The organism is Streptomyces sp. NPDC001443, from assembly GCF_053597355.1.
Genome location: NZ_JBSFIA010000022.1, coordinates 120,301 through 144,626, shown reverse-complemented (window position 1 = coordinate 144,626; position 24,326 = coordinate 120,301). Strand labels below are relative to the sequence as shown.

General features: G+C 71.9%; 20 protein-coding genes and 1 pseudogene. 6 read left to right on the top strand and 15 right to left on the bottom strand.

Annotated features, from left to right (window positions below; genetic code table 11):
- Positions 1-169: 169 nt before the first annotated feature.
- From ACWC24_RS23220 to ACWC24_RS23210, 3 genes are all read right to left on the bottom strand, one after another.
- Positions 170-1,438 carry a sensor histidine kinase gene (locus ACWC24_RS23220; protein ID WP_450664765.1) on the bottom strand — a complete coding sequence of 423 codons (1,269 nt, stop codon included), beginning with the start codon at positions 1,436-1,438 and terminating at the stop codon, positions 170-172.
- Positions 1,429-2,082, bottom strand: coding sequence for a response regulator transcription factor (locus ACWC24_RS23215; RefSeq protein ID WP_450664764.1), 654 nt, complete (start codon positions 2,080-2,082; stop codon positions 1,429-1,431). The genes ACWC24_RS23220 and ACWC24_RS23215 overlap by 10 nt, the downstream gene beginning before the upstream one ends.
- A gap of 107 nt (positions 2,083-2,189) precedes the next feature.
- Complete coding sequence (locus ACWC24_RS23210; RefSeq protein ID WP_450664763.1) at positions 2,190-3,029, bottom strand: COG4705 family protein; 840 nt, start codon at positions 3,027-3,029, stop codon at positions 2,190-2,192.
- A 219-nt stretch (positions 3,030-3,248) separates the two neighbouring features.
- Between ACWC24_RS23210 and phoU the strand changes: the two genes are divergently transcribed.
- The gene (phoU, locus tag ACWC24_RS23205) at positions 3,249-3,953 is read left to right on the top strand and encodes a phosphate signaling complex protein PhoU (protein ID WP_450664762.1); all 705 of its coding nucleotides are present in this window, start codon (positions 3,249-3,251) and stop codon (positions 3,951-3,953) included.
- A 109-nt stretch (positions 3,954-4,062) separates the two neighbouring features.
- On the opposite strand, the gene ACWC24_RS23200 is transcribed toward phoU, so the two are convergent.
- From ACWC24_RS23200 to ACWC24_RS23180, 5 genes are all read right to left on the bottom strand, one after another.
- The gene (locus tag ACWC24_RS23200; RefSeq protein ID WP_450664773.1) at positions 4,063-4,791 is read right to left on the bottom strand and encodes a response regulator transcription factor; all 729 of its coding nucleotides are present in this window, start codon (positions 4,789-4,791) and stop codon (positions 4,063-4,065) included.
- Positions 4,792-4,874: 83 nt separating this feature from the next.
- Entirely contained in the window at positions 4,875-7,520 is a 2,646-nt protein-coding gene (locus ACWC24_RS23195) for an FtsX-like permease family protein (protein WP_450664761.1), read from the bottom strand.
- Complete coding sequence (locus ACWC24_RS23190; RefSeq protein ID WP_450664760.1) at positions 7,517-8,182, bottom strand: ABC transporter ATP-binding protein; 666 nt, start codon at positions 8,180-8,182, stop codon at positions 7,517-7,519. The genes ACWC24_RS23195 and ACWC24_RS23190 overlap by 4 nt, the downstream gene beginning before the upstream one ends.
- The gene (locus ACWC24_RS23185) at positions 8,166-8,903 is read right to left on the bottom strand and encodes an ABC transporter ATP-binding protein (protein ID WP_450664759.1); all 738 of its coding nucleotides are present in this window, start codon (positions 8,901-8,903) and stop codon (positions 8,166-8,168) included. Before ACWC24_RS23185 ends, ACWC24_RS23190 begins: the two co-directional genes overlap by 17 nt.
- 5 nt (positions 8,904-8,908) lie before the next feature.
- On the bottom strand, positions 8,909-9,538 hold the full coding sequence (locus tag ACWC24_RS23180) for a hypothetical protein (RefSeq protein WP_450664758.1): 630 nt from the start codon (positions 9,536-9,538) through the stop codon (positions 8,909-8,911).
- A 154-nt stretch (positions 9,539-9,692) separates the two neighbouring features.
- On the opposite strand from ACWC24_RS23180, the gene ACWC24_RS23175 reads away from it, so the two are divergent.
- The 3 genes and pseudogenes from ACWC24_RS23175 to ACWC24_RS23165 all read left to right on the top strand — a co-directional run bounded on the left by ACWC24_RS23175 (position 9,693) and on the right by ACWC24_RS23165 (position 13,397).
- On the top strand, positions 9,693-11,009 hold the full coding sequence (locus tag ACWC24_RS23175) for a HAMP domain-containing protein (protein ID WP_450664757.1): 1,317 nt from the start codon (positions 9,693-9,695) through the stop codon (positions 11,007-11,009).
- 66 nt (positions 11,010-11,075) lie between these two features.
- A pseudogene (locus tag ACWC24_RS23170) lies at positions 11,076-11,525 on the top strand (IS3 family transposase); the annotation flags it as partial.
- A gap of 486 nt (positions 11,526-12,011) precedes the next feature.
- The gene (locus tag ACWC24_RS23165) at positions 12,012-13,397 is read left to right on the top strand and encodes an MFS transporter (protein ID WP_450664756.1); all 1,386 of its coding nucleotides are present in this window, start codon (positions 12,012-12,014) and stop codon (positions 13,395-13,397) included.
- A 67-nt stretch (positions 13,398-13,464) separates the two neighbouring features.
- Here ACWC24_RS23165 and ACWC24_RS23160 read toward each other — a convergent pair whose 3' ends face one another.
- The 4 genes from ACWC24_RS23160 to lnt form a co-directional block, all read right to left on the bottom strand.
- Entirely contained in the window at positions 13,465-15,402 is a 1,938-nt protein-coding gene (locus tag ACWC24_RS23160; RefSeq protein ID WP_450664755.1) for a helix-turn-helix domain-containing protein, read from the bottom strand.
- Positions 15,403-15,478: 76 nt separating this feature from the next.
- Positions 15,479-16,279: a 3-hydroxybutyrate dehydrogenase gene (locus tag ACWC24_RS23155; RefSeq protein WP_450664754.1), complete on the bottom strand. Its 801-nt coding sequence runs from the start codon at positions 16,277-16,279 to the stop codon at positions 15,479-15,481.
- A 108-nt stretch (positions 16,280-16,387) separates the two neighbouring features.
- Positions 16,388-16,867, bottom strand: coding sequence for an NUDIX hydrolase (locus ACWC24_RS23150; RefSeq protein WP_450664753.1), 480 nt, complete (start codon positions 16,865-16,867; stop codon positions 16,388-16,390).
- Between the two features lie 69 nt (positions 16,868-16,936).
- The gene (gene lnt, locus ACWC24_RS23145; protein ID WP_450664752.1) at positions 16,937-18,547 is read right to left on the bottom strand and encodes an apolipoprotein N-acyltransferase; all 1,611 of its coding nucleotides are present in this window, start codon (positions 18,545-18,547) and stop codon (positions 16,937-16,939) included.
- Positions 18,548-18,945: 398 nt separating this feature from the next.
- On the opposite strand from lnt, the gene ACWC24_RS23140 reads away from it, so the two are divergent.
- Entirely contained in the window at positions 18,946-19,956 is a 1,011-nt protein-coding gene (locus ACWC24_RS23140) for an O-antigen ligase family protein (protein ID WP_450664772.1), read from the top strand.
- Between the two features lie 46 nt (positions 19,957-20,002).
- Here ACWC24_RS23140 and ACWC24_RS23135 read toward each other — a convergent pair whose 3' ends face one another.
- Both ACWC24_RS23135 and ACWC24_RS23130 read right to left on the bottom strand, forming a co-directional pair.
- Positions 20,003-20,548: a hypothetical protein gene (locus ACWC24_RS23135; RefSeq protein ID WP_450664751.1), complete on the bottom strand. Its 546-nt coding sequence runs from the start codon at positions 20,546-20,548 to the stop codon at positions 20,003-20,005.
- Positions 20,549-20,664: 116 nt separating this feature from the next.
- Positions 20,665-21,450, bottom strand: coding sequence for a glutamate racemase (locus tag ACWC24_RS23130; protein ID WP_450664750.1), 786 nt, complete (start codon positions 21,448-21,450; stop codon positions 20,665-20,667).
- Between the two features lie 39 nt (positions 21,451-21,489).
- Here ACWC24_RS23130 and ACWC24_RS23125 point away from each other — a divergent pair, with 39 nt between their 5' ends.
- Complete coding sequence (locus tag ACWC24_RS23125; protein WP_450664749.1) at positions 21,490-22,692, top strand: glycosyltransferase; 1,203 nt, start codon at positions 21,490-21,492, stop codon at positions 22,690-22,692.
- A 40-nt stretch (positions 22,693-22,732) separates the two neighbouring features.
- On the opposite strand, the gene ACWC24_RS23120 is transcribed toward ACWC24_RS23125, so the two are convergent.
- Complete coding sequence (locus tag ACWC24_RS23120) at positions 22,733-24,130, bottom strand: TerD family protein (protein ID WP_450664748.1); 1,398 nt, start codon at positions 24,128-24,130, stop codon at positions 22,733-22,735.
- Positions 24,131-24,326 lie beyond the last annotated feature (196 nt).

Genomic DNA, 24,326 nt, shown 5'->3' with positions numbered 1-24,326 from the left:
CAGTCGGCGAAGCTCTCGCCGACGGTCGTGCACAGGATCTTGATCACCCAGAACCAGACGGTGACCTCGGGAACCTTGTTCAGCATCAGCCGCCCGCTGCGGTCCGTGCGGGCTTCGCTCGTCGTTGTCATGCGGCAAGGCTGGCTCGGCCAACCTGCACACAACCTGACTACGCGATCGCCTCCGGCATGGGGAAGGTCACCTCGACGCGACCGTGGCCATCGGCGATCGCACGGACTGCCACTCCCGCGGACGCGGCGAGACGCTTGACCACGGCCAGCCCCAACCCGTGCCCGTTGCCGCTGGTCACGCCCGCTTCGAAGACCCGATCGACCTCCGCGGCATTGAACCCCGGGCCATCGTCGAGGACATCGATCACGGCCCCCTGCGGCTCGATGCGTGCCGTGACCCGGACGCGCGAACGCGCATGCCGCAGGCCGTTCTCCAGCAGGGGTGACAGCACCGCCACGACGAGTTCCGACGCCACGGCGACGTCGACGTCCGCCGGGACGGCGAGTTCGACGGAGCGACCGGCAATGGCCTGTCGGGCCGCCGCCCTGAGATCGCAACGGGTACCGCCGTCGATCCGTGTCCGGGCGGAGCTCAGGATCGTCGTGATCGCCGTGTTCAGACGGTCGGCCTCGGTCAGAACGGACTCCGGTGGCAGGTGATGACCGGAGAGCTGCGCCAACTGCGCCTCGCCCCGCAGAACCGTCAGGGGCGTTCGCAACTCATGGGCGATCTCGTCGGTGAGCCGGCGCTCGTCCGCGAGCGCGTTGTCCACACGGTCGAGCAGGCGGTCCAGAGTTCGCCCGAGTTCCCCGAATTCATCGCGCGGAACGCCGAGGTCGAATCGGCGCCCGGGTTCGTGATCGCCCCAGTCGTCGGCGAGGGCGGCCATCTCGTGGACCACTCGCAACGCACGGCCCACCACGAGGTGTGCGACGACGCCTGCGAGCAGGATCGCGATACCGCCCAGCATGAGGGACATCGTCAGGCTGCGCTGCTCCGATGTCTCGTACGGCGTCAGGTCCACCCGCACGACCGCCATGACGTGGTGGCCTTCGAGGCGGATCGGCTGGGCGTACAGAAGGTGGCTGCCGACCCGGACGGTTTGGGACTGTCCGGAGCCGACAAGCGCGTCTACGCGGTCAAGGACACCGTCCGGCACGATCCCGTCGATGAGGTGCCCATCGGCGTACACCCACGAGACCGTGTCCAGCGCTTCGTTTCCGCTCTCGATCAGCACGACGCGGCCACCGCGCACGGCTGCGTTCGCCGCCACCGCCTCCGCACGGGTGTGCGCCAGAGCGTTCGCGTCGGCGTCGGTCACCTGGCTCAGCAACACGTGTGAGACCACCACCAGCACCGCGACCACCGCTGTCGCGATCAGAACCGCGAGCGCGACGACCCTCCCGCGGAAACCCGTCACTCCCATCGATAGCCCACCCCACGGACCGTCGCCAGGCGATCGGCCACGCCCAGCGCACCGAGTTTGGTCCGTAGCCGGCGAACGAAGGAGTCGAGGGTGTTGTCGCTGACCTGCGCGCCATGCGGCCAACCCGCAGCGACGAGGGCGTGGCGGCGTACGGCGTCGCCCCTCGAGGCGATAAGCCTGCCCAGCAGGCGGAACTCGGTCGGCGTCAGGCTCTCGCTCGCCGAACCGTGGATCACGACGTGTTTCGCCGGATCGAGAACGACGCCCCTTGGTGGCGTCGTCACGGTTGTTCTGCGCAGCAGGGCGCGGACCCTCACCAGCAACTCCGGGATGTCGAACGGTTTCGTCATGTAGTCGTCGGCTCCCGCCTCGAAGCCGCCCACCTTGTGATGCATGCCGTCCAGGGCGGTGAGCATCAGTACCGGGACGTCGACGCCACGTGCCCGCAACGCCAGGCAGACATCGCGGCCATCGGCGTCCGGGAGTCCCAGATCCAGGACGATCAGGTCAGGGACCGGCTCAAGGTGCCGCAGCAGGCTGTCCGCCGTGGAGGCGACTGCGATTGCATGGCCGTCGTGCTCAAGGGCGCGCTTGAGCACGCCACGGACCGCTGCGTCGTCCTCACACACCATGATCAAAGCCACAGCCTGCCCCTAGATACTCCACCGCCAGAGTTCTCCGCTCTCCCTGGTAAGCGCACTGGTGGTGCACGCCCTCTCGGGGGGAGGCGCTCGGACAAGCAACTATACGACTACAGCCCTGTAGACATATTCTCCCGTTCGGTGACGTCCGCGCGAGTCGCAGCCAAGTACACGACCAGTCCGAGTACCACCATCGAGAACAGTGCGCTGGTCACGACCGTGCCCAGTGCCAGACCGCCGTCGCCGCTCGGCTGGGCGAGGTAGTCGCCTATGGAGGCGCCGAGCGGGCGGGTGAGGATGCAGGCGGTCCAGAAGCTGCGCAGCGCGTCCATGCCCAGCTGGAAGTGAGCGATGCCCACTGCGGCGACGGCCAGGCCGAACAGCACCGCGGACAGCCAGTGGCCCAGGTTCAACCGCTCCGACACGAGGTCGCCGGCGGAAGTGCCGAGGGCGAAGGTGAACAGCACGGCCAGCCAGTAGAAGGACTCCCGGCCGGTCGTGTCGATGCTGTGGAGCGACAGCGTGCGCTCGCGCCGGTGCCAGACCACGAACACTGTCGCGAGGGCGATCGCGAAGACCGTGGTGGCCGGATCGAGCGGCACGCCCATGTTCTCAGTGAGGTCGTCGCTGATCAGGGTGCCGACAACGCTGATGACGGCGACGGCCGGCCAGTACACACCGGCCCGGTAGGCAGTGGTGCGGAACTGGACGACCAGCACCACGGCCAGCAACGCACTCATCGACACCGTCGCCCCGGTCAGGCCGAGACCGACCCTCTCGTTCAGCAGATCGGCCACGGTCTCGCCGACCGTTGTGCACAAGATCTTGATGATCCAGAAGTAGACGGTGACTTCGGGAACCTTGTTCCAGCCCGGTCGACGACCGGACGACAAAGCCGCCCGCCCACCCGCTACCGGAAACTCGGACGTCTCAGAGGCTTCGAAGGTCATGGTGCCCGACCGTGCCGCGAAGAGCCTGAACGCATCCTGACTGCCGCCTACGGCCGCCCTCGCCGGACCCGCGGGCCGGGGGACCGTCGGCTTCGCGCCCGGTGACGGTGGTCGCGCCGGATCACGAGGGCGCAAGGGATCCGGGCCTGCGACCTATGCTCGATTTGAGCGGAAAGATCGGAAAGAGCGAAAATAGCAGAAATAGCGGATGAGCGACGGATGCGTAAGACATATCAGAAGGAGCTGGACTCGATCAGCGAGGCCCTGGTGGAGATGGCCGATCTGGTCGGTTCCGCCATGGGCCGGGCGACCAGCGCTCTGCTGGACGGGGACCTGCAGACAGCGGAGAGTGTGATCTCCACCGAGGCGCAGGTCGAGGACATGCAGCGCGGCCTGGAGGCGAGGGCCATCGCGGTGCTTGCCCGCCAGCAGCCCGTCGCCACCGACCTACGGATGGTGGTCACCTCCCTGCGTATGAGCGCGGACCTGGAGCGATGCGGCGTCCTGGCCAAACACGTCGCCACCGTGGCCCGTCGGCGGTATCCCGAGCACGCGGTGCCGCAGGACCTGCGCCGCACGATCCTGGAGATGGGCCGGCTGGCTCAGCGGCTGATGGCCCAGGCCGCCGAGGTACTCGTCACCCATGACGTGGAAGCCGCGGTGCAGTTGCAGCGGGACGACGACCGGATGGACGAACTGCACCGCATCCTCTCCCACCACTTCCTGGACGAGCAGTGGCATCACGGCGTGGAGACAGCCGTCGACATCACACTGGTCGGCCGCTACTACGAACGCTTCGCCGACCACGCTGTCTCCATCGCCAGTCACTTGGTCTACCTCGTCACCGGCCAACACCGCTCCGACCTGTCCGTTGATCCGCCCACGTCCCCGCGATCCCGTCCGCGCCCCGGCACTCACACGTGACCGGCCGTCGGCTCCTGACCCACGCGGTCCACACGTTCCTCCGGCCGAGCGAGCGGCGTACGGCTCGATCGATGGTTGTCGGTGCTTCGCCGACCGAGGAGGCGGATCGTCAGATTTCCAGGCGGTAGCCGTGTCCTCTCAGCGTGACGATGCGCGGCAGTCGGCACGGGCGTCTCGCTGTCTCGGCGGCCTGGGCGAGCTGACGGCGCAGGCCGGCCATCGTGACGTCGAGCGTCTTGGTGGGACCGAACCAGTTCTCGTCCCACACCTCGGCCATCAGGGTCTCGCGTGCGACTGCTTCTCCGGGGTGCCGGGCGAGCGTGGCCAGCAGTTCGAACTCCTTGGGGCGCAGTTTGATCTCCTCGCCGTGGAGGGTGCACCGGCGGGCTTTCGCGTCGATGACGAGGTCGTGCAGTTGTGCTGGTGTCTGCTCGGTGGAGGTGGCTGCTCGGCGGCGCAGGTGGGCGCGCAGGCGGGCCAGGAGCACGGTCAGGGAGAAGGGCTTGACCAGGTAGTCGTCGGCGCCGGCTTCCAGGCCGGCGATGACGTCGATGTCGTCGGTGCGTGCGGTGAGGATGACGATCAGCAGGTCCGGGAAGCGGGTGCGCAGGTCCCGTGCGACGTCCAGGCCGTCGATGTCGGGCAGGCCGAGGTCGAGAAGGACGGCGTCGTAGGAGGATGTGCCTGCCTCGGTGAGAGCGGCGACGCCGGTGCGGATCCAGGCCGTGGCGTAGCCGTTGCCGCGCAGGCCGGTCTTGAGGTGGTGGCCGATGGTTTCGTCGTCCTCCACGACAAGGACGCGCAGGCTGTTTCGGTCCGGTGCCGTGGACGTGCCCATGGTCGTCAGCGTAGGTCCCTCGGTGAGTTCTTCGGTGAGTTCTTCGGTGAGTTCTTCGATCGTTGCGGCTTGTTCGGCGTGGTTCACATGTCGCGCAGTTCCTCCACGGCGGGGTGTCGCGAGCTGCGGATGCCGTTGAGGGCCGCGGCCAGTACGGCGGCCACGGCGGCGAGCCCGGTGAGGGTGAGATAGGCGCCGGGGACGGCCAGCGTGGCCGGCGGGGGATCGAAGACGCCGGTGAGGACCTTGACGAGCATCTGTGACAGGGCCCAGCCGATGAGGGTGCCTGCGGCCAGGCCGGTCACGGCCAGCAGGAGGGCCTCGGTGAGGACCATGCCGCGCAGTTGCCGTTGTGTCGCGCCGAGGACCGTGGCGATGGCGAAGGTGCGGCGCCGTTCGGCGAGTCCGAGCGCGAGGACCAGTCCCCCGGCTCCGGCGGCCAGCAGTACCGCGAAGGCGAGTTCGATGCGGGTGAGGCCGGCCAGGTCGACGGAGGTCAGGCTGGTGCCGACCGTGCCGCGGGTCTGGGTCAGGTCGGTGACGGTGGCGCTGCTGCCCAGCTGTTTGCGCAGGTGAGCGGCGATCTGCTGCTGTCGGCTGCCGCCCGTGTCGACGAGGAAGGCACCCACGGCGTCGCTGCCGGTGGTTTTGGTGATGTAGGCGGCGTTGGCGACGAAGAAGCTGTCCTTGGGCGCGGTGGGGAATTCCTTGACCACTCCGGCGTAGTGGAAGGGGACGGTGCGCAGGGCCTTGGTCCGGGCGTCCTGGATGCGGAGGTTGACGGTGTCGCCGGGCCGGAGTTGGAAGTCGTGCACGGTCTCCTCGCTGACCAGGAGGTTGTCCGGGCGTAGTGCCAGGCTGCGCATGAGCTGCTGTGCGGTCCCGCCGGCGAAGTAGGCGTCCTGCAACGAGGTGGCCCGGGTGACGGTGTCGGGGCGGACGCCGTAGAGGTCCTGAAGGTCGGAGCCGACGTAGGCGAACCGGTGCTGGAGCGGCTCGACGTGTCGTACGCCGCCGACCTGCAAGGTGCTTGCCGCGGTCGGTGGGAGGTGAGCGCCCGGCGGTTCGGTGACGGTGACGTCGGCGCCGTTGGTCAGCCGGGCGTCGACTTCCGCCTGTTGCCGGTAGGTGGCGTTGAAGACCGCGGTGGACACGGCGAAGGAGACGGCGAGGGCGAGCAGGACCACCGACCGTGCGAGCGTGCGGCTCCGGCGCGAGAGGGTGGCCGCGGTGGTGCCGGCCAGGTTCCCGGTCAGCGGGCGGGCGAGCCGTGTCAGCGCGGGGCGGCCGTGGTCGAGGGCCAGCAGGGTGAGGCGCCATACGAGCAGGGCGGCGCCGATCCACAGCAGTACGGGCCCGAGGAAGGCCCAGTACGACACGGAGATGGTGGGTACGCCCTCGGGTGCGAGGACCAGGGCGTACTGGTTGCCGGAGGAGGCGCGGAAGACCAGCCAGGAGCCGGCCAGCAGGACGAGGTCCAGGCCGTAGCGCATCCACCAGGGGGTGCGCCGGGGGCTGTTCTCCTTGCGGGTGTCGGCGACGGTGACGGTGCGCAGATCGCGCAGGGCGGGTACGAGGACGGCTCCGGCGGCCACCGCGGCCCCGAGGGCGAAGGCGACGCCGTACCAGAGCGGCCAGGTGGCACGGCCGGCGCCGAAGGACGCGGCGCCGAAGGCGAGGTGTCCGGTCAGGGCGGCCGTGCCCAGCCCGATGAGGCCGCCGAGCAGGCCGATCAGGGCTGCTTCCAGGGCCGCGAGCGCGGTGATCTGCGCGGGGCGCAGCCCGCGCAGGCGCAGCAGCCCCTGTTCCCGGCGGCGGCGGTCACCGCCCGCGGAGGCGACCGCGGCGGTCAGAGCGGCGGCGAGGACGGCGCCGGGGACGCCGAGGAAGAGGAAGAGGACCTGGGCGTACAGGGCGTCCTGGCGGGCGGAGTCCAGGGCGGCGCCGACGTTGTTGCCGACGAGTGCGGTGCCCGCGGAGTGGGCCTCCAGGTTGTGGGCGGCGCCGGTGACGGTGGTGAAGGCGGCGGCGGGGTCGGTGGGCAGGTGGGTGTGGTCGCGGGCGACGTGGATCTGCGTCGTGGTCGCGGTGGCGCCGTGGGTGAGTGCGGCGAACTGTGCGGCGGGCAGGAGTACGACGTTGTCCGGCGGCGCGGTGGGCTGGGACTGACTGGGCGCGCCGACGGTCTGGAAGAGGGAGTCGGCCTGGGGCAGGTCGACCACTGCGTTCACGGTGACCTGGCGGCGGCCGACGCCGGGGAGTCCGACGGTGACGGTGTCTCCCGGGGCCGCGTGCAGGTTGGACGCGGTCTGCTGGGCGAGCAGGACGCCGGTCGGGGAGCCGGCCAGCGTGCGGATCGCGTCGGGGAACCGGCTCCGGTAGCCGTCGGGCAGGCCGAGTGCGATTCCCGGCCCTGTGGTCTGGGTGCTGCCGTGTGCCTGGGCGCTGAAGCCGGTGGTGTGTGCGTAGCCGACCGGGAGTGCGTTCTGTGTGCCGGGGGTCCCGCGGACCAGGGACAGGATGGTGTTCGGGTCGGCGCCGGGCTGGACCTGGACCTGCCAGTCGACGGCGACCGAGCGCAGGGCGCGCTGGGTCATGGTCGCCTTCGACGCGGTGAGGAAGGAGCCGAGTGCCGCGATCAGGGCGACGGCCAGGGCGACGCCGGCCAGGGCGGCCAGGAGCCGTCCGGTGCGGTGGCGGGTCAGGCCTTTCGCCCATGCGGTGATCATGGCGTCTCCTCGGGGGCGAGCAGTCGTCCGTCGCGCATGGTGCGGCGCCGGCCGAGCCGGGCGGCGACGGACGGGTCGTGGGTGGTGACGACGAGTGCGGCCCGCGTCAGGTCCGCGGCGGCCAGCAGGGCGTCCAGGACGCGGCCGCCACTGGCGTGGTCGAGACGGCCGGTGGGTTCGTCGGCGAGGATCAGGCGGGGGGCCTGGGACAGTACGCGGGCGACGGCTACGCGCTGGGCCTGGCCTCCGGAGATCTCTTCGGGCAGCCGATCGGCCAGGTGGCGGACGCCGACCTGGTCGAGTGCGGCGAGAGCGCTCTGCTGCGCCTCGTTCTCGGGGTGGCCGGCGAGGATCAGTGGGAGGGCGGCGTTCTCGGCCACGTTCAGCGCGGGAATGAGGCTGTCGTTCTGGAAGACCAGCCCGATGTCGCTTCGCTCGAGGTCCGTTGCTCGGGTGACGGTTCCGGTGGTGGCTTGTTCGAGTCCGGCGATCAGGTGCAGCAGCGAGCTCTTGCCCGAGCCTGACGATCCGACGACGGCGAGCCGGTCGCAGGCGTAGATCGTCAGGTTCGCTCCGTGCACCGCCACCACCGCCTGCGCGTCCCTTCCGAAGGTGAGGGCCGCGTCGGTGCAGGTCACGAGTGCGTCATCGGGCGACATCATGGGTTCTCCCCGAGGCAGCGGAGGACGGCCTGTCGGTGGCCCTTCCGTCGTCGAGCGCGATGACCCGGTCGGCGATCCGCACGGCTTCCGCGCTGTGTGTCACGATCAGCACCGCGCAGCCCTCCGCCGCCCGTTGCCGCAGCATGGTGAGGACGAGTTGTTCGGTCTCGCCGTCGAGTTCGCCGGTGGGTTCGTCCGCCAGGAGGACGGAAGGGGAGTTCGCCAGGGCGACGGCCAGTCCGGCCCGCGCGAGTTCCCCGCCGGACAGCTGGCGCGGCAGGGCGTGGGACCGCTCGCTGATCCCCGCCTGCGCCAGGAGCTCGTCGGCCGTGACGGTAGGTTTGCGGCCACCGGCCTGCTGCGGCAGCCGAACGTTGTCGCGCACGCTCAGGTGCGGCAGCAGGTTGCGGGTCTGGAGCAGGACGCCGATGTGACGGGAGCGCAGTCGGGCCCGTTCCGTCTCGGGCCGGTGGCTGACGCGGACGCCGTCGACGCGGACTTCGCCTCCAGAGGGTTCGTCGAGGCCTGCCAGAATGGCCAGCAGGGTGGACTTGCCCGCCCCCGAGGGCCCTACGACGGCGACCGTCTCGCCGCGCCGCACCGCCAGCGACACCCCGCGCAGCGCGAGTGTCTCCTCCTCGCCCGCACGGTAGAAGCGGTACAGCTCGTGGGCGGTGAGGACGTCCTCGTCGCGGGGGCGTACGACCGTGGGTGTGCGCACTGTTCTCACCGCCAGGTGACGGAGTCACTGACGATGCGCCACGGGTCGACGTTGTCGGCGTTCACCGGGCCGGACAGGGTCAGGTTCACTTCGTGACCGGACCGGTAGTAGGCGTAGCGTTCGAACGCGTCCCGCACCACCTTGCCCGTGACCGGGTCCTTGGCCGAGTCGCCCTGATAGGTCAGCAGAACGACGCGTCCCGCGTGCCGGGTCACCTCGGACACCTTCGGTGCCGCGAACTTCGGTATCCGGGTGCGTAGTTTCGGGACCACTGCGGCACTGACCGAGCCGGTCGTCGGGGCGGCGCCTGCCGGTGCCGACGTGATGGCGATGGTGTTCAGCTTGTCCGTGAACGTCGTGGTGCCGCCCTGGACCGTGCGGGCCCAGCCTTCGGGCACCTTCACGGTGAAACCGGTGAACGAGCCGCCGGTCGGCCGGTAGGCGACGTAGACCTGGTTGTCGGGGATGTCGCCGGGCGGATTGGACTCGGTGGGCGCGGCATGAACCTGTCCGCCGCTGCTCGCCGTGGATTTCGTCGGTGCCGAGCCGTGCCCGCCGGAACCGGAACAGCCGGCGACCGCCGTGACGGCGATCGCCACCCCCACAGCCGCGATCGCCTGTGTGTGTCGTCCCATGGTTGCTGCCCCTCTCCTGCGATACCCGTGCCGGCCGGTCATGACAGTGACGCTAGGGACCGGCGGGTTAACGTTCGGCCCGGCGAGGGTTAGACGACGGCAAAAGCGGCGCCGCGTCGCGTCGGACCAGGTGGCGGGCCCGCATCATGAAGGCATGAGACAGCGAGTGGTGCGAGTAGCGCTCACCGCCGCACTGGTCGCCGTGATCCTTCTTGCCGTCCCGTTGGCTTTGGTCATCCGGTCGTCCCTGTACACGGCGCAGCGCGACGCTCTGGAGCGAGTGGCCCTGGCGGCTGCGGTGCGTGTCAGCCCCGATTACGTCACCGGCGATCCCGTCGAACTGCCCCATGCCCCGCCGGGCGGGCGTTTGGGCCTGTACGACCCGCGGGCCCGGCTTCGGGCGGGCAGCGGTCCGAAGACCGGTGACGCTCCGGTTGACCGTGCCCTGGGCGGTGGGCTGGTCCGCAGCGAGACGGGCGGGCAGATCGTCGTCGCCGTTCCGGTCTCGCACGCCGAGCAGGTGATCGGAGTCGTCCGGGCGTCGTCGCATGCGGGCACTGTGCAGCGCCGAGTCCTCGCGGCGTGGGGCGTCCTGCTGGGCGTGGCTGTGCTGGCGGTCTGCATCGCGGTGCTCGTCGCCCGTCGTCAGGCACGGGTGCTGGCTGCGCCGCTGGAGAAGCTCTCCCGGCACTGCCGGGCCGTCGCCGAGGGCGACCTGTCCCAGCGGGCCGCGTCCAGCAGCATCGCCGAGATCGACCAGGTCGCTCGCACCCACAACGAGATGCTGGACAGCCTGTCCGAACTCCTGCGCCACGAACACGATTTCACGAGCAACGCATCCCATCAGCTGCGCACCCCGCTCGCAGGACTGCAACTCGCGCTGGAGGAAGGGCTCGGCCAGGACGACGCGTCCCGTCTGCGGCCGGTCCTGGCCGAGGCGCTGGCCACCACCGAGCGTCTGCACCACACGGTGGAGGAACTTCTGCGCCTGTCCCGCTCGCAGGGCCGGGTCCACTCGGCTGCCACGCACATGGCGGCGCAACAGCTGATCCGGGAGACGGCCGACAGATGGCACGGGCTCTTCGCCCGGGACGGCCGACGCTTGGTGAGCGCTGCCGATGATCTGCCCGCGGATGTACGGATCCCGGCCGGCCCCGTGTCCGAAGTGCTGGGCATTCTGCTCGACAACGCCAGAGTCCACGGGCGCGGCACCGTCCGGATCCGGGTACGTGATCTGGGCAGCGCCCTCGCCGTCGACGTGAGCGACGAGGGCAGCATCGCCGAGGATCCGGCACGGTTGTTCGACCGCGGGCATTCCGGCGGCGGCCCGGGAGCGGGCATCGGTCTGGCTCTCGCCCGGGACCTGGCCATCTCGCTCGGCGGACGGCTCTCCGTGACGCACAGCAGCCCTGCCACCTTCATGTTCCTCCTGCCCATCCCCGAGGGCGGCGAGGAGGACATGACTCCTTGAGGCCTACGCGCTCTCCGTCGCGGCGTGCAGTTGCCGTCGTGTCCTCAAACGGCATGCCGGAGCCGCGACATCACGCAGCACCGCGCCAGGGGAGGGTGGGTCTACTGCGCGGCGGTCCTGGATGCGTTCAGCCGCAGGATCGTGGGCTGGTCCATCGGCTCACGGCAGGACGCCACCCTCGTGGTAAACGCGCTGGACATGGCCATCCGCAACCGCCGCCCCGAGCCGGGCGGGATCGTTCACGCCGATCACGGCACCCAGTTCACCTCCTGGGTCTTCGGGGAAAAGATCCGCTCCGCCGGCCTCCTGCCGTCCTTCGGCACCGTCGGGGACGGCCTGGACAACGCGATGACGGAGTCGCTCTGGTCCTCCGTGCAGATCGAGCTGCTCAACCGCGAACGCTGGAATACCCGGGTCGAACCGGCCAACGCGGTCTTCGAGTTCATCGAGATCTTCTACAACCGCCGGAGAAGGCATTCAGCACTGGGCTACCGCACCCCCATCGAGTACGAACTGCTCTCCGCACAAGACACCATCCACGCCGCCGGCCAGCCGCCGCAGCCGGAACCCAAACCGTGGGCCAGGTCAACCTGTCACCCGAACCTGCATCAGACCCGGACATGACCTCCGGCGCGTACCACGCCACGGATCCGAACCGATCAGCCCCAAGTTGACCGAGTTCAACGGAGTGCAGTCAGCGCCAAGTCAGCGCGGGAGGGGTGGACAGGATTGACGGCGTGGGCTTTTGGTCAGCACCGAACCAGCACGGGAGTCGGCACCGCACCGTCAAATCACCCCGAACTACGCGTCCCGGCACTGCGCGTTTCGAGCGGCTTCGAGTCCCTGAACCGCCCTTCTGCGAGCGGACACCGGTCGGCATGGGGGCTGCACGCACAGTCAACCCCCGAACTGTGTTGTCCCACCACATGTGCGCCTGAACGGCCTGTTTCTACGGTGTGCCGACACGTACCCGTCCCCACCGCACACGAGGAAGTGGCGCACATGGCCTCAGCAGCATCCGCTCCCCCGACACCCGGCAACCTCAAGCGCATCGTCGCCGCCAGCCTCATCGGCACCACCATCGAGTGGTACGACTTCTTCCTCTACGGCTCCGCCGCCGCGCTCGTCTTCAACAAGCTGTTCTTTCCCGACTCCGATCCGCTGGTCGGCACCCTGCTGTCGTTCCTGACGTACGCCGTCGGGTTCGCCGCCCGGCCGCTGGGCGCGCTGGTGTTCGGGCACTACGGCGACCGGCTCGGCCGCAAGAAGCTGCTGGTGCTGAGCCTGCTGCTGATGGGCGGGGCCACCTTCGCGATCGGGCTGCTGCCGACGCACGCCAGTGTCGGGGCGGCCGCCCCGGTGCTGCTGACCGCGTTGCGCCTGGTGCAGGGGTTCGCGCTGGGCGGTGAGTGGGGCGGCGCCGTGCTGCTGGTGTCCGAGCACGGCGACGCGCGGCGGCGCGGGTTCTGGGCCTCCTGGCCGCAGACCGGGGCGCCCGCGGGACAGCTCCTCGCGACCGGAGTCCTGTCGCTGCTGACCGCCGTGCTGTCGGACGACGCGTTCGGCAGCTGGGGCTGGCGCATCCCGTTCCTGCTGTCCGGGGTGCTGGTGGTCGTCGGTCTGTGGATCCGGCTGTCCGTCGACGAGTCGCCGGTCTTCAAGGAGGCGCTGGCCCGGGCCGAGGCGCGCAAGGCCACCGGTGCCGAGGCGGCCGAGCGGCTGCCGCTGGTGTCGGTGCTGCGGCACCACTGGCGCGACATCCTGGTGGCGATGGGCGCGCGCATGGCGGAGAACATCAGCTACTACGTCATCACCGCCTTCATCCTCGTCTACGCCACCACCTCGGCCGGTGTCTCCAAGCAGACCGCGCTCAACGCGGTGCTGATCGCGTCGGCCGTGCACTTCGCGGTGATCCCGGCGTGGGGCGCGCTGTCGGACCGGGTGGGCCGCCGGCCGGTGTACCTGCTGGGTGCGGTCGGGGTCGGACTGTGGATGTTCCCGTTCTTCTCGCTCATCGACACCGGTGGATTCGGCAGCCTGGTCCTCGCGGTGACGGTGGGTCTGGTGCTGCACGGGGCGATGTACGCGCCGCAGGCCGCGTTCTTCTCGGAGATGTTCGCGACCCGGATGCGTTACTCCGGTGCCTCCATCGGCGCCCAGTTCGCCTCCGTCGCCGCGGGCGCGCCGGCGCCGCTGATCGCCACCGCGCTGCTGTCCGACTACGACAGCTCCACTCCGATCGCCCTGTACGTGATCGCCGCGGCCGTCCTCACGGTGGTCGCTGTTCTGGCGGCGAAGGAGACGCGGCTGCGCGACCTCGCGGACGTCTCGGCCGAGGCCGGGTCCGAGGGCGCTTCGGCTCCGGCGGCGGACGCGCGCATCGCCTGAGCCACTGAGCCGCCGGTTCTCGCCCGCTCCCCGACCCCGTGCGCGCCCGCGTGCGGGGTCGGGGGCGTCACGCCGCCGACAGCCGGTGCAGGCGCAGGGCGAGCTGGATCTCCAGGACGCGGGCCGGGCTCTGCCAGTCGTCGCCGAGCAGCCGGCCGACGCGCTCCAGGCGTTGGGCGACCGTGTTCACATGGACGTGCAGCTCGTCCTTGGTACGGGCCGGGCTCATCCCGCAGGCGAAGTACGCGTCGAGGGTGTGCAGCAGATCGGTGCCACGGCGCTCGTCGTACGCCACCACCCGGCCGACGGTGCGGTCGACGAAGCCGGCTATGTCCCGGTCGCCGGCCAGGAGCAGGCCGAGGAACCCGAAGTCGTCGGCGGCCGCGCCGTCTCCGGTGCGGCCCAGCAGCCGGAGGGCGTCGAGACACCGTCGTGCCTCCACGTAGGCCGCGGCCACGGCGTCCGGGCGCGCGGCAAGGTCGTCCACCGCGGCGGAGGCGCCGACGGTGACCGCCTCGTGGACGGCCGTGCCCAGGTGCCGGGCGGTGCGCCGGGCAAGGTCGGTGACGCTGTCGCCGCGGACGAGAGGCAGCAGCAGTACGGTGCCGCCGTCGCGGGCGGCGGCCAGCCCGTGCCGGGTGGCGGCGAGGTGCGAGGCCGCCGACCACAGGCGCCGACGGGCGGCCGCCTCCTGGTCGGCGTCGGCCGCGGGGCCGTCGAGGCGAGCGGCGAGCACGACATGGGTGGCGTCGAGGTCGGCGTGCAGCCGCGTGGCGCGTTCACGCAACAGGCGCGGGTCGCGGTCACGGGCGTCCAGCAGGTCGTCGAGGAGTTCGCCGCGCACCCGTTGCTCGGCCTCGGCGGCAGAGCGTCTGGCGAGCAGCAGCAGGGAGGTGACCATCGCCGCGCGTTCCAGGGTGCGCTGGTCGACCGGGTCGAGGTCCGGGTGGCCGCGCAGCACCAGGGCGCCGAGCAGTTCGCCGCCGGCGGTCACGGCGGCGATCCAGTCCGTGCCGTGCCGTACGGCGTGTCCTTCGGCGCGGGACGCCTCCAGGGCCGGGGCCCGGGTGTCGGCGGACTCGGTGAACTCGACCGTGCCGTCGAGGACCTCGGCGACGGCTGCGGCCACGTCGTGCACCCCGCCGCCGCGCAGGACGAGTTCGGCGAGCCGGTCGTGGATGTCGGAGGCGCGTTCGATGACCGCGCTGCGGTCCTGGATGATCTCGTTGGCCCGCTCCAGGCCGGCCAGGGCGGAGCGGGTCTCGGTGAGCAGGTTGGCGGTGTCGATGGCGGCCGCGGCGAGGGCGGCGAAGGAGCCGAGCAGCGCGATCTGCTCCCGCTCGAAGACCCTGGCCCGGCGGTCCGCGGCGAAGAGCACCCCGATGACCTGCGGTCCCAGCATCAGGGGTACGCCGAGGATGGCGACCAGGCCCTCGTCCTGGACGCCCGCGTCGATCGTGGTGGTGTGCTGGAACCGGCCGTCCCGGAAGTAGTCGTCGGTGACGTAGGGGCGGGCCGTCTGCGCGACGAGGCCGCCGAGACCCTCGCCCATTCCCAGGCGCAGCTGCTGGAAGCGGGCCGCGACCGAGCCCTCGGTCACCCGCATGTAGGTGTCGCCCCGGGCCGGGTCGTGGAGGCTGAGGTAGGCGACGTCCGTGCCGAGCAGCGACCGGGCGCGCTGGACGATCGCCGGGAGGACGGCGTCGAGGTCCCGGAGCCCGGCCAGGTCGTGCGCGGTCTCGAAGAGCGCGGACAGCTCGGCCTCGCGCCGCCGTCGTCCCTCCAGCTCCGAGCGCACGCGCAGGGCGAGCAGCTTGGCGTGTTCGAGTGCGGCGATCCGTGCGGCCGGCTCCGCCGCCGCGCGGGCCAGCAGCACCGGCTCCTCGTAGGCGTCGACGGCCGCGCCCCGGGCCAGGAGCTCCAGGAACGGCGCCTCGGCCGCGTGGGACGAGGGCTCGGCCGCGCGGGCGGAACGCTCGGCCGACTGCACATGATCGCGGGACATGGTCACAGGATCCCCCATCGCGCGCCCGCGGCGTCAGGCCTGTGGACAACTCCGGCGCCCGGCGGCGCGGACCGGCTCAGTGTGCGGTCCAGCCACCGTCCAGCACCAGGGACGTGCCGGTCACGAACGACGCCGCCGGGCTGCACAGATAGGCCATCGCCTCGGCGACCTCCGCCGGTTCGATGAGCCGTTTGACCGCGCTGTCCTTCAGGAGCACCTCGGACAGCACGCGCTCCTCGGAGATCCCGTGCGCCCTCGACTGATCACTGAGCTGCTTCTCGACCAGGGGGGTGCGCACATAGGCGGGGTTCACGCAGTTCGAGGTGACGCCGTGCGCGGCGCCTTCGAGTGCGGCCGTCTTGGACAGCCCCTCCAGGCCGTGTTTGGCGGCGACGTAGGCGGCCTTGTAGGGCGAGGCCCGCAGCCCGTGCACCGAGGACACGTTGACGATGCGGCCCCAGCCCTGTCCGTACATATGGGGCAGGGCGCCGCGGATGAGCCGGAACGGTGCCTCCAGCATCACGGTGAGCACGGTGTGGAAGACGTCCGGCGGGAATTCCTCGATGGGCCGTACCAGTTGCATCCCGGCGTTGTTGACCAGGATGTCGGTGCCCGCGGCGGCGAGTTCGGCGGTGTCCAGGTCGGTGAGGTCGAGGACCCGCGGTTCGACGCCGCCCGGCAGGCCCACGGCTCGTTCGGCGAGTGTCTCCAGGCCCCGGGCGTCCCGGTCGACCGCTCTCACCTTGGCTCCGGCGGCGGCCAGTCGCAGGACGCAGGCGCTGCCGATGCCGCCGGCGGCGCCGGTGACCAGGGCGGTGCGACCGTCGAGGTCGAGCGGGACGGGGGGCGGAACGGAGAGGGCACTGGGCGCGGTCATGCCCCGACCCTAGGCAGCAGCCCCACCCCACCCCATGTGCTCACGACCCACACTTCAGAGCACACTCATGGGGTTTGTCCATATGGGGTGCTTCGGTATTCCCACCGCTCAGAGGGAACCGGCGGGGTCGAACCAGGTCGGCCCGTCGGACAGCGCCTGCTTGATCCGGTGCATCGCGAACTCCTCCAGGGCGGGCAGCGCGTCCACCTCGAACCAGCCCACGTCGAGCGACTCGTCGTCGTTCACCCGGGCCTCCCCGCCGACGGCACGGCAGCGGAAGGTGATGTCCATGTACTGGCACACGTCCCCGTTGACGTACGTGACCGGCGTCAGCGCCTGGACCAGGACGACCCGCTCGACGACGCAGCGCACCGCGGTCTCCTCCTCGACCTCCCGCACGGCGCACGCGGCGGGCTGCTCCCCGGGCTCCGGGATACCGCCGATGACGGACCATCTGCCGGTGTCGGAGCGGCGGCCCAGCAGCACTCTGCCCGCGTCGTCGAAGACGAGGGCGGTCACTCCGGGCAGCCAGAGCAGTTGCTGTCCGGCGGAGGCCCGCAGCTCGCGGATGAAGTCAGGAGTAGCCATGGGGCCGACCCTAGCGGGTCGGCCCCATGGCTCCGTGTCGCCCACGGAGGGCGTTCGGCAGGCGTACGGCTACACGCCACCGGCGCGTCGGCCGCGCACACCGGCGGCGACGGCCCAGCCGAGTCCGCCGGCCGCCACGAGGACGAGGGCGATCTCGGGCAGGATGCCCAGCCGGGTGGCGGGCGTCTCGGAGGAGCGCAGCGGCACCTTCTGCACCAGTGAGTCGGCCACGAACATGCCGGTCTTCCGGGCGATCTTCCCGTCCGGCATGATGACCGCGCTGACCCCGCTGGTCACCGGGACGGTGACGGTGCGGCTGTGCTCGACGGCGCGCACCCGGGACATGGCGAGCTGCTGGTAGGTCATCTCGCTGCGGTCGAAGGTGGCGTTGTTGCTCGGCACGGAGATCATCTGGGCGCCGTGGGTGACGGTGTCGCGCACGGCCCAGTCGAAGGCCGCCTCGTAGCAGGTGGCGAGTCCGACCTTGGAGCCGTCCATGTCGAACACGCCCGGCTTGCTGCCGCGGCTGAAGTCCTGGCGGATCATGCCCGTCCAGTCCTTGTTGATGGCGCCGATGAGCGACCGCAGCGGGAGGTACTCGCCGAACGGCTGGATCTGCCGCTTGTCGTACGCGTCCAGCGGGCCCTTCTCCGGGTCCCAGAGGATCTGCTCGTTGAAGAGCTTGCCGTCCCGCTCGACGACGCCGCCGACCGAGATCGGCGCGCCGATCCGCTTCGCCGCCGTCTCGATGACGGCGGCCGCGTCGGGGTTGGCGAGCGGGTCGATGTCGGAGGAGTTCTCCGGCCACAGCACGAAGTCGGGCCGGGGCACCTTGCCCGCCTCGACCTCGGCGGCCAGCCGCTCCGTCTCGCGCGCGTGGTAGTCGAGCACGGCGCGGCGCTGGGCGTTGAACTCCAGGCCGAGCCGCGGGACGTTGCCCTGGATGACGGCGACGGTCGCCGTGCCGTCCTCGGCCTTGTCGCTGACCAGCGGGCGGGCGGCCACCGCGGCCGCCACCGGCACGGCCATGCTCAGCAGGGCCACGGTGGCGGCCGAGCGCCGCACGGTACGGGCGCCGCGTGCCGCGACGGCCAGCCGGACGGCCTCGCACAGGCCGAAGCCGCACAGCACGACCGCGAAGCCGAGCACCGGGGTGCCGCCGACGGCCGCGAGCGGCAGGAAGACGCCGTCCGCCTGCCCGAACGCGATCTTGCCCCAGGGGAAGCCGCGGAAGGGCACCCGCGCGCGTACCGCCTCACCGGCGATCCACAGCGCTGCCGCCCACACCGGCCAGGCGGGCAGCCTGGACACCGCGGCGACGCCCACGCCCACCAGTCCGACGAACAGGGCCTCGATCGCGACCAGGGCGAGCCAGGGGCCGGGGCCGACCTCGACACCGGTCCACACCAGCAGCGGCAGCAGGAAGCCGAGGCCGAAGAGGTAGCCGAGGCCCAGCGCCGCCTTCCAGGTCCGGTCGCGCAGCACCCAGCCGAAGACGGCGAAGGCCGGCAGGGCCAGCCACCACAGGGTGCGTGGGGGGAAGCTGACATAGAGCAGCACTCCGGAGAGCGCCGCGGCGACGGCCGGGACGAGGCGCAGGAGCCGACGGCCGCGCGCTGCGGGCGCGGCCGGGGGTTCCAGCTGGTCCGACTGGCCTACTGAGGTTGCGGTCACGGTCACCCCGGGAGTGTACGGCCGCTGACCTCGGCGTCGACAATACGGGCCGGATGCGGGACCGGCCCGGACCCGGTCCGCGAGCGGCCGCGCGGGGCAGCGCTCGTACCCCTTGCGGCAACGTTCCTGCGGGGCGCCGCACAGCTCATCCACAAACCGTCCATCAGCCGTTACGGTGACCGAAGTCTCCGCCGCGGGGCCGGTCACGGTCGGCGCGGAGGCGGTCGCGCGGCGGGGGCCGGGCGACGGGACTGTCACGGGTCGGGGGCGGCCGGGTGCGGGGGGACCGGGTGGAGTTCACGGGGAGGGCGTCCGCTGCCGGACCGGCGGCGGACGGCGAGAGACGCGACGCCTCCGACGGGGTGGGCGTCGTGGTGCTCGGGGCCTGCGCCGCCTGGTCCCTGATGACGGCGGCCGCGCACGACGGCCGCCCGGAAGGGGTGCTGCTCGCGGTGCTCGCCGTGGCGGCGGGCCATGCCGCCGGGCGGATCTTCGGGGCGCTGCTGCCGGTTGTGGCACCCTGCGCCGGGGCGCTGGCCGGGCTGGTCCTGACCTTGACCGTGCCGCATCTCGCGCCCGGACCGCAGATCGTCGCGCCGCTCGGACCCGCCGGGGCGACCGCGGCCCTGCTGACCCTCTCGGTCGGCGCCGCGTGCTGCGCCGCCTGGGCCGCGACCGCCCCGGTCCCTCGGCTGGCGGCATGTCTGCTGGCCGCCGGGATCACCGTGACCGCGGCCGTCCGCGGCTCGGTCGTCGGCGCGGCCGCCTGCGTCGTGGTGCTGTTGTGCTCGCTCGCCGCGGGCCGGACGCGCCGGGGTGCCGGCATCGCGGTCCTGGCCCTGGCCGCCGCCGTGGTCGCCGGCCTGACCTGGGCGGTCGCCGGGAGCGCGCTGCCGGACGGGCTCGCCTCGGCCCTGGAGGGCGGGCTGACGACGCATCGGATCGAGCTGTGGCACGACGCCCTGGGGCTGGCGGGCCGGGAGCGCGCCCTGGGCGTGGGCCCGGGACGCTTCGGCGACCTCAGCGCGACGGCGGCCGCCGCGACGCCGTCCGACGGGAAGCCGCACTCGGCGCCGTTGCAGCTGGCCGCCGAGCAGGGTGTGGTCGGCGTGGCCCTGCTCGCGGCCGCCTACTGCTGGATGCTGGGCGCGCTGTGGCGCGCGCCGCGTCCCACGCCCGTCGTACTGACCGCGGGTGCGGCGCTGACGGCGCTCGCGGCCATCGCCTCGGTGGGCGACGCGCTGAGCTTCACCGCGGTGTCGGTCGGCGCGGGGCTCCTGGCCGGGCTGGCCACGGCACGGCCGCTGGCCCACGAGCCCACGGCGGACGAGGCGGATGAGGCGGATGAGCCGAACGAGTCGGCCGAGTCGAAGGAATCGGGGGTACGCGCGCGGGGTGAGCGGCCGGCCGCGTGACCGGGTCGCGTGCCCGGCGCACCGGTCCCGGTGGTCGCGCGCGTCCTCAGTGCAGCGGGCCGTGCGCGTTGGAGCGCAGCCGGTCCCGGATGACCCGTACGGCCGCTTCGGCGTCGTCCACGGTGATCGTGAAGGTGTGCCCGTCCCACAGCCGCAGCACCACGCCCTCGCCCCGGCGCACGACGACCGCGGTGCCCTTCTCGGGCCGCCAGCGGTAACCCCAGCCGCCCCAGTGGCGCGGGGTGACGAGCGGGGCGAAGTCGGCGCCGGCCACCTGCGCCAGCGGGATGCGGCGGCGCGGCACTCCGATGTGACCGCACCGCACCTCCAGGGACTCCCTGTCGAGCTTCAGGTCGACGTGCACGAAGGCGAGGGTGCCGAAGAGGACGAGCAGACCGGCCGCGATGCAGCCGATCACGGCCGCGGCGAGCGCGGCCGTCCCGGAGGTCCACGCGGAGTCGACGGCCAGTTCGATGCCGAGCGCCATGCAGGCGGCACCGCCGAGCGCCAGCAGCCACTGGAAGCGGTTGGTGGCGCGCCCGGTCCAGATGTCCGGGTGCGGGGTGTCCACGTCCTGGGGGTGGTCCCTCATGGCAATGAGGTTACTCAGGTTTCACCGCGCGGGTACTGCGTCGCGCAGGTTGACTCCGCCGACCGGGGGAGGTGGTGGAGCGAGGGCGTCCGTCCGTCACGAGACCGGCTCGTCCGTCACGAGGCGGGGCTGGCCACCTGCAACAGCCGCCCCTCGGCGTACGCCAGCGCGGGCTTGGGCAGCGTGCCCTCGCGACCGCTGAGCAGCACCGTCACGGAGCCGACCGCCGGCGCCCCGGGGGCGGGGACCCCACCGATGCGGCGCAGGGCCTGCGCGGCCACGGCACCGGCCGAGCCGTGCAGGACGAGCGGCGGGAGACCGGGGCGCTGCACGGCGGCGCGGATGCGGTCGGCGACCAGCTCGTAGTGGGTGCAGCCGAGTACGACGGTCGTGGTGTCCGCGGGGGTCAGCGCGGCGGCCGCGGCGACGGCGGCGTCGATGGCCGCCTCGTCGGCGTGCTCCACGGCCTCGGCCAGTCCCCAGCACGGCACCTCGGCGACGGCCACACCGTCGGCGAAGTCCCGGATGAGCCCCCGCTGATAGGGGCTGCCGGTGGTGGCGGGCGTGGCCCAGATCGCGACCGGGCCGCCGCCCGCGGCGGCCGGCTTGATCGCGGGGACCGTGCCGATGACCGGGACACCTGGTTCGAGACGGGTGCGCAGGGTGTCCAGCGCGTGCACGGTGGCGGTGTTGCAGCCGACGATGAGGGCGTCCGGCCCGTGCGCGGCGGCGGCCTCCGCGACGGCCACGGCGCGCCCGGTGAGGTCCTGCGTGGTGCGCGCCCCCCAGGGCATGCCGTCGGGGTCCAGGGAGAGGACCAGATCCGCGTCGGGCCGCAGGCGCCGTACCGCGGCGGTGGCCGCCAGCAGGCCGATTCCGGAGTCCATGAGCGCGATCTTCACCCGGCCACGATAGACGATGGGCTGCTGCGCACCCCTACGGTGGGGCAGACTGCGCGGGTGAGCGCCATCACGTGCATCGCCGCCGCTTCTCTCGCCTCCTGGCTGTGGCTGCTGCTCTTCCAGGGCTTCTTCTGGCGTACGGACGTCCGGCTGCCCGCCCTGCGGGATCCGCGGACGTGGCCGCCCGTCTGTGTCGTCGTACCGGCGCGCGACGAGGCCGCGATGCTGCCGTCGAGCCTGCCGTCGCTGCTCGCCCAGGACTACCCGGGACGGGCGGAGATCTTCCTCGTCGACGACGGCAGCCGGGACGGGACCGGGGAACTGGCGCGCGAGCTGGCGCGACGGCACGGCGGGCTGCCGCTGACGGTGGATTCGCCGGGCGAACCACCCGCGGGCTGGACCGGCAAGCTCTGGGCGGTGCGGCACGGCATCGCCCTGGCACGCACGCGTGAGCCCGCGTACCTCCTGCTCACGGACGCCGACATCGCCCACGCGCCGGACAGTCTGCGCCGGCTGGTGGCCGGCGCCCGCACCGGAGGCTTCGACGTCGTCTCGCAGATGGCGCGGCTGCGGGTGGAGAGCCTGTGGGAGCGGCTCGTCGTGCCCGCCTTCGTCTACTTCTTCGCCCAGCTCTATCCGTTCCGCCGGATCAGCAGGAGTAATAGGGGGAGGACCGGGACGGCGGCCGCGGCGGGCGGCTGTGTCCTGCTGAGCGCCGAGGCCGCGGAGCGGGCCCGGATCCCGGACTCCATCCGGCACGCCGTCATCGACGACGTCGCCCTCGCGCGGGCCGTCAAGCGCACCGGTGGCCGGGTCTGGCTCGGGCTGGCCGACGGCGTGGACAGCGTGCGCCCCTATCCGCGGCTGCGCGATCTGTGGCGGATGGTCTCGCGCAGCGCCTACGCGCAACTGCGCCACAGCCTCCTGCTGCTGGCCGGTACGGTCGGCGGACTGGCGCTGGTGTACCTGGCGCCGCCCGTCACCCTGGTCGCGGGGGCGGCCGCGGGCGACCCCGCGACCGCCGTCCTCGGCGGCACGGCCTGGCTGGTGATGGCCGGGACGTACGTACCGATGTTGCGTTATTACCGGCAGTCGCGGTGGCTGGCTCCGCTGCTGCCGTTCACCGCTTTCCTGTACCTGCTGATGACGGTCGATTCCGCGGTGCAGCACTACCGGGGCCGGGGTGCCGCCTGGAAGGGCCGCACCTACCCGCGTCCCGAGGCCGTCGCCGACGAGGGCTGATCCGCCCCCGCCCCCGTCCCCGTCCCCGGACCGGCCTCGCCTACTTCCGGCCGGGCGTCCAGTCCATGCCCCATCCGTAGGTCTGGTCGACGGTCCGCTGCGGGCTCACTCCGCGTCTGGGCACCAGGTAGCGGGCCTCGCGCTGGACGACCAGGTCACCGCCGTTGTTGGTGATGAGGGCGAGCGCGCACACCGTGGAGGGGACGGTGCACTCGTCGAGCGAGAAGTCGATCGGGGCGCCGTACTGCGGGGTGAGGGTGACCGTCGCGTGCAGGTCCGCGAAGGAGCGGGCACCCTCGTAGATCGTCACGAAGACGAGGATCCGCCGGAAGTCGCGCGCGTGGTCGAGGTTGATCGTGAGGTTCTCGCCGCTCGCCGTGGCGCCGGTGCGGTCGTCGCCGTCGAGGTGGATGTACGGCGGCCGGTCCAGGGCTCCGAACGCGTTGCCGAGTGCCTGTACGACCCCTTTGCGGCCGTCGGCGAGTTCGAACAGGGCACACAGGTCGAGGTCGAGGTCCGCGTGCATGGCGACGGCCCGGCCGCGCTTGCTGCCCCAGCCCGAGAACTGCTTGCGCACCTCCCAGTTGAGGTTCACGCGCATGACGCCCGAGGTGCCGCCCTGCTTGGTCAGCGAGACCGACGGCGTGGACTTCGTGAGGGTGACCTTGGACAGCCGGACCGGCTGGACGGGGGGCGGCGGGGCCTGGTGGGCCGGCGGCGGCACGGTCACCGGCAGGGCGACCGGCGGCGGAGGCGCCGCGGTCACCGGGGGGACCGTCGGCGGCGGGGCCACGGGCACGGGCGGGGCCGCGGGCGGCGCGCCGAACGGGTTCAGCGGGGTGACGAGGGTGGGATCCCGGGGAGCGGGGGCCGGCTGCGGGGGGACGGGGGCCGGGGCGGCCGGGGCCGGGTGCTGCGGTTCGTCCACGGTGATGCCGAAGTCCGTCGCCAGTCCCTCCAGCCCGCTGCCGTAGCCCTGGCCGACGGCACGGAACTTCCAGGCGCCCTGGCGGCGGTAGAACTCCCCCAGCACGAACGCCGTCTCGACGGTCGCGCCCGTGCTGTCGAAACGTGCGTGGACCGTCCCCCGCTCCGCGTCCCGGACCTCGATGTACAGACCGGGGATCCGCCCGAACGTGCCGCCGTCGGCGGAGGCGGCGAGGACCACGGTCTCGACGGCGGGCTCCACGCGCGCGAGGTCGATGTACAGGGTGTCGGTCACCCGGCCGCCGGCGTCCTGGCGCTTCCCCTCGTGCCGGACGGTGCCGGAGGAGTGGACGGGCTGGTTGTAGAAGACGAAATCCCCGTCGGAACGGACCTTGCCGCCGACCAGCAGGAGCGCCGAGGCGTCGGCGTCCGGTACCCCGGGACCGGATCCCCAGCCCAATTCGACGCGCAGTGCCGTCGTCGGCACCGGCGTATTGGATCCTTTCGACATTGACATGTCCGCCCCCATCACGTCCCACTCGCCGGGCCGGGTCCCGGCCCCCATCGGGTTGTCTACGGAACCAACCTATTCCGCGCGGTGGCGAACTCCCATGGAGAGGCGGAAACCCGGGAGGTCAACCACCGGTAACCCCTCCGGAACTCGGGCTTTACGCGATCGGCACCATGCTTGGTGCCCCTTTTTCCCA